Source organism: Bacillus sanguinis, assembly GCF_018332475.1.
Taxonomy (GTDB): Bacteria; Bacillota; Bacilli; order Bacillales; family Bacillaceae_G; genus Bacillus_A; species Bacillus_A sanguinis.
Genome location: NZ_BOQB01000547.1, coordinates 1 through 5,069, shown reverse-complemented (window position 1 = coordinate 5,069; position 5,069 = coordinate 1). Strand labels below are relative to the sequence as shown.

Sequence of the window (5,069 nt, the reverse complement as noted above, 5' to 3'; positions counted from 1 at the left end):
ACGCGATAAAAACGTTCAAAAATATGAGGTAAATCCGTACTAGGAATAGGTTGGCCGTAATTTGTTATATCTATATTAATCATATTATTGCTTTCATAGGCAGCAAGGTCGATATATCCACCGTCGTTTCCATAAGCAATAGCATTTATAATAAGATTTTCAAACACTCGCACTAATTTGTCTCCATCAGCTAATACCATGAGTTTTTGAGATGGGAAAGAAGGTCGACATTCTATATTTGCTTCTTGAACTTGTATGCGGAATTGAACAGTTAATTGTCCAAGTAGTTCTACAATATCAATGGGGACAGAATATAAACTTAATTCTTTATTTTGAACACGTGTATATTCAAACAAGTCATTCATTAATGCATTAAGACGGGTTACTTTATCGTAAATGACTTGTATATAATAGCGTAATTCCACTTCATCTCTATAATTATCATGGTGGATTAAATTCACGTATCCAACTATAGAGGTAAGAGGAGTACGTAAATCATGCGATACATTTGTAATAAGTTCACTTTTTGCTTGTTCCGCCTGTCTCTCTTCATCAATTGAGACTTTCAATTGTTCAACAATTTGATTAACCCCGGTCGCTAACTCTTCTAGATAATTATGATTTACGATAGAAACTTTATGATTGAAGTTTCCATTTGCAATATAACGAATCTCTTCTATCATTTTTTTTATACAAGTTTCATAATAAATCTTTCTTTCATGACGATAAAAAATGTATAGGTAGGATGAGAAAATAGAAAATAAGAATAAATAAGAGACAATCATCATCCATAGAGATTCCTTTATTCCTTTATATTTTTCATAACCAAAAATTCTAATGAATTCTTTTCCGAGTTCGCTTAACGTAAGTGAACTTTCAATTACACTTGTAACAAGACGATATATAATTAATTCAGTTATAGGGGTAAGTATGATAGCTAACGAGAACCAAAAAATTAACTTCCATTTAGGGATATCTTTTAATATATCAAATGCTTCATTTCTCAATTTTATAGCCTACTCCCCAAACAGTATGAATAAACTTCTCTCCATTCATTCCTGTTTCAAGTTTATCCCGTAAATTACTAATGTGAACCATTACAGTTTTATTTGAACCATAACCATCTTCATTCCAAACACGTTCGAAAATTTCTTCGGAGCTAAATACTCTTCCAGTATTACTCGCAAGTAAATATAAAATATCAAATTCAATAGATGTAAGTTTAATATATTCTCCATTTACTTTAACAGTATGATTATGTTTGTGTATTTCAGCAGAACGAATATGAAGAATACCATCTTCATTCTTTTGAGAAGTAGTATTTTGGAAAGATGATCTTCGTAGCAAAGCCTTCACTCTAGCTACTAATTCTAATGGATTGAATGGTTTAATCATATAATCATCTGCGCCTGTCATAAGACCTAATATTTTATCCATATCTTCTGCTTTTGCACTCAGCATAAGAATAGGTACAGTGTTATTCTCACGAACTTCCTGGCAAACTTCTAATCCATTTCGTTTTGGCATCATAATATCCAAAATCAAAAGGTCAACTTCATATGTAGAAATCATTTGCAATGCCTCGTCGCCATCGTATGCTTTATAAATGTTATAGCCTTCATTTCGCAAATAAACAGCAAGTAATTCAACAATTTCTTTATCATCATCAATAATTAATATGTTTTTATTCATTATGTAGTTCCTTTCCTAACAAATCATTAACATTACTATAATATCAAACATTTATGTATTTTGTAGCAATGATTCGCCATAAAATTTCATGTAACGTATAAAAAGGGGATTAAAACATTCATAACGAATACAAATAAAAAGGATATTTAAATACAACGTTATATTGAAAGTCATTCATCCGTGGCTAGAAGAAGCATATTGGCAGTTAAAAGAAATTGTAGAGTAGAAAGGATATGAGGATGCGATTAAAAGAATATATGAATCAAATATTTCCTGGGGTTACATTAGTACCGCATATATACTTTCAGTGGGAAAATCATTTGCATTTTCATTTTGGGGAAGGTAAACATCAAAATGTAGAAGGTACCGACGATTTAAATATGGAATATTTCTCTCAATTTTATACATATAATAAACACTTATTTGAAGATATATTTTCAAAAGAAGATGAAGTATTTTTAGTTACAAATGTTTATCGATTTAAAAAGGAAAACGTGAAAAATTCGCAGAAAATAAATGTATATAGTCGATTTATTAAAAAGAGGGATTTAAAGTTCCAAATAAGACAAGAAACATTACCTTTTCTATTTGAAGATGAAGAAGCTAATTTATATTGTACATATCAATTTTCGTTAAAATGTTTTGCTAGCGATATAAAGTATAAACCGCTTATTCAGGCTGCGAATCATGAAGATTTTCCAGGTCTTAATCCTCGTTTTGGACGTAAGGAAGAGATTTCTTATCCAGATGTATTTCTCATAAATGCAACGAAAGATATTATCATGTTTATTAATGATGATAGAGGATGTGAAGTAATTGCGAAGAATAAAGAAACAATACGAAATTTATATGAGAAATATAAAAAGTGGATTCCAGATTATGAACGAGAAAGTATAGATAACTTATTTAAATGACAACAATGGGGGAAGTGAAGCGTGTAATGAAACGTATTGCAATCGTAGCCGCATGGGAACCAGAACTTACGTATTTGCATCAATATTATCCAAGTGAACGCATTGAAAAAAGAGCAGCTTGGGAATTTTATTTTCATTATATCAATGACCTGGAAATTATCTCCGTTATAACTGGAGTTGGCAAAGTAAGCTGTGCTAGTTGTGTACAATTATTAATTAGTGAGTTTCAGCCAGATGAGTTGTTTATGACAGGTATATGCGGAAGTTTATCAAATAAGGTGAAAAATGGTCATATTGTAGTGGCTCTTAATGCAATACAACACGACGTTACTGCTGCGGGTTCGGGGGAAGATGTTTTTAATTTATATAATGGTAGAACTGCACCTATTGAAACAACAAAGTCACTTGTAAGAAGAATAAAAAAGGTTCGGTCATATGATCCGATTCATTTTGGGACATTTTTATCTGGAGATCAACGTATCCGTAGTTCAGAAATGAGATATTTACTCCATACTGTATATGGAGCATTGGCGGTTGATCAAGAGGTCGCAGCTTTTGCTTATGTATGTCAAATCAATAAGAAGTCTTTTTTATGTTTAAAAGCTGCTTCAGATCAAGCAAATGATAAAACGAAAGAGGAACAAAAAATATTTAAAATGTTAGCATGTGAACGAGCTTGCGAGCATTTAATTGCTTTTTTACGTGTGTATGAGATCAATGTAGTAAATAATAGATAAATAGATTCTATATGTTTGTATGTAATATATAATAAGCTAATGCGGAGGATTATATTTATATGATTCAATACAAAAGATGCAGTGAAGTGAGTATAGATTTAGTATATGAAGCTTTTAAAGATGGATTTTCAGATTACATTATTAAAATGGAAGTTTCAAAAGAAGATTTTATAAAAAGGTTTTTTGGAGCTGAAGGGAATTCGTTAGAACACTCATTTCTTTCTTTAGACGGTGACAAACCAGTTGGTGTAATACTTGGTGGTATTAAGGTTTATGAAAGTATAAAAACAATGCGTTGTGGAACATTAGCTATTCACCCTAAGTATCGCGGTATTGGTGTGAGTCAAAAGTTATTTGAACTGCATAAAGAAGAGGCGCTTCAAAATGAGTGTAAGCAACTTTTTCTTGAAGTCATTGTAGGTAATGACCGAGCGATTCGTTTTTATAATAAATTAGGTTATGAAAAAGTGTACGATCTATCTTATTATAATTTAAAAGATATGACTAAAATAATGCTTAAAGAATGTAAAGGAATTGAAGTGAAACAATTAGAATTTGTAGCTTTTAAAGTTGAAATTCAAAAATGGTTACACTTCCATATAAACTGGCAAAATGATATGGATTATATCGAAAAAACAAATCATACCTTTTACGGTGCATATATCGGTAATGATTTAAAAGGTTCTATATGTATAAATGAACAAGGTAAAATTAGTTTTATTTTCATAGACAAAGAATATAGAAATCGTGGTATTGGATCAAAATTATTACAAGTAGCAAGAGATGAGTTGAATTTAGAAAGTTTATCAATTAGTTTTCCAAACAACAGTTCACTGGAAGGGTTTGTAAAGGAAGCTGGATTTGAAAAGAATTCATTGGCACAATATGAAATGTATGTATCGTTATAAAAAGCGGAAGGAATGATTCTTTCGCTTTTTTATTTTGGTACTATATTGATATTTTATTTTGTATAATAATCTTTTTTTATGTAGAATAGATAAGATGGAGGGGATGAAATGAATAATGGATTAAAGTTTAAGATTTTTGAATTGCATTGTTTCGTTCAAAAGACTTATTCTGATATGAAAATAGCATGTGATATTGCTATTTATCAAGAAAACACTTCTAAATATTTAATTGCATTAGGATTTCTAAATAAATCATATATGACTTATTTAGAAGCAAAAAGATATTATCGTGAAAATGAAGAACTCGTAAGTGTTGAATTTGATAACTTCTTTGATACATATGATAAATTAGAACAGGAGTTAAAATTAGTTATTTCAACTGAAGATAAAAATCCTTTATTACTACATAGCAGATTTGATCAATTTCAGCAGAAAGTCGAAAATATAAATGACCTAATCAAAGTAATGCAAAATGCTCGTTAAAGCATGTTTTTTCTTTTTATATAGAAATTATGCATTAAAAATATATTAGCGATATTACATATTGAAGGGATGACTTTTGTTGTTTACAGAATTCATCTTTTTATAATACGGTTTTGCGTAATGTATTGTAATTTTTATTTTTCTATTTTTGATAGAAATACAATTAAGAAGTTTCATATTTTAGGAAATTAAACGAGGAAAATAACATGAAAAATAAAAAAGAAATAGCTATAGTTTTATTAACAACAGGATTGGCCATAACAACTGTAACGCCCTATGGAGTAAGTTATGCAGAGGAAATGGAACAAATGCAAGTTGAAATTCAAGAGGATTCG

Annotated in this window: 6 protein-coding genes and 1 pseudogene; 5 read left to right on the top strand and 2 right to left on the bottom strand. The window is 29.9% G+C overall.

Features of this window, described 5'->3' with window-relative positions; genetic code table 11:
* The coding region (locus tag KI369_RS28455; RefSeq protein ID WP_212958991.1) for a sensor histidine kinase at positions 1 to 1,007 on the bottom strand (1,007 nt) is incomplete at its 3' end.
* Positions 997 to 1,692, bottom strand: a complete 696-nt coding sequence (locus KI369_RS28450; protein WP_212958990.1) for a response regulator transcription factor — start codon at positions 1,690 to 1,692, stop codon at positions 997 to 999. The genes KI369_RS28450 and KI369_RS28455, both read right to left, overlap by 11 nt.
* 239 nt (positions 1,693 to 1,931) lie before the next feature.
* Between KI369_RS28450 and KI369_RS28445 the strand changes: the two genes are divergently transcribed.
* The 5 genes and pseudogenes from KI369_RS28445 to KI369_RS29980 form a co-directional block, all read left to right on the top strand.
* Positions 1,932 to 2,606 carry a DUF3885 domain-containing protein gene (locus KI369_RS28445; RefSeq protein ID WP_212958992.1) on the top strand — a complete coding sequence of 225 codons (675 nt, stop codon included), beginning with the start codon at positions 1,932 to 1,934 and terminating at the stop codon, positions 2,604 to 2,606.
* Positions 2,603 to 3,343 (top strand): phosphorylase family protein, encoded by a 741-nt coding sequence (locus tag KI369_RS28440; RefSeq protein WP_212958989.1) that lies wholly within the window; start codon positions 2,603 to 2,605, stop codon positions 3,341 to 3,343. The genes KI369_RS28445 and KI369_RS28440 overlap by 4 nt, the downstream gene beginning before the upstream one ends.
* Positions 3,344 to 3,402: 59 nt before the next feature.
* Entirely contained in the window at positions 3,403 to 4,251 is an 849-nt protein-coding gene (locus KI369_RS28435) for a GNAT family N-acetyltransferase (RefSeq protein ID WP_212958988.1), read from the top strand.
* A 108-nt stretch (positions 4,252 to 4,359) separates the two neighbouring features.
* Positions 4,360 to 4,734, top strand: a complete 375-nt coding sequence (locus KI369_RS28430; protein WP_212958987.1) for a hypothetical protein — start codon at positions 4,360 to 4,362, stop codon at positions 4,732 to 4,734.
* A 206-nt stretch (positions 4,735 to 4,940) separates the two neighbouring features.
* A pseudogene (locus KI369_RS29980) lies at positions 4,941 to 5,069 on the top strand (peptidase); the annotation flags it as partial.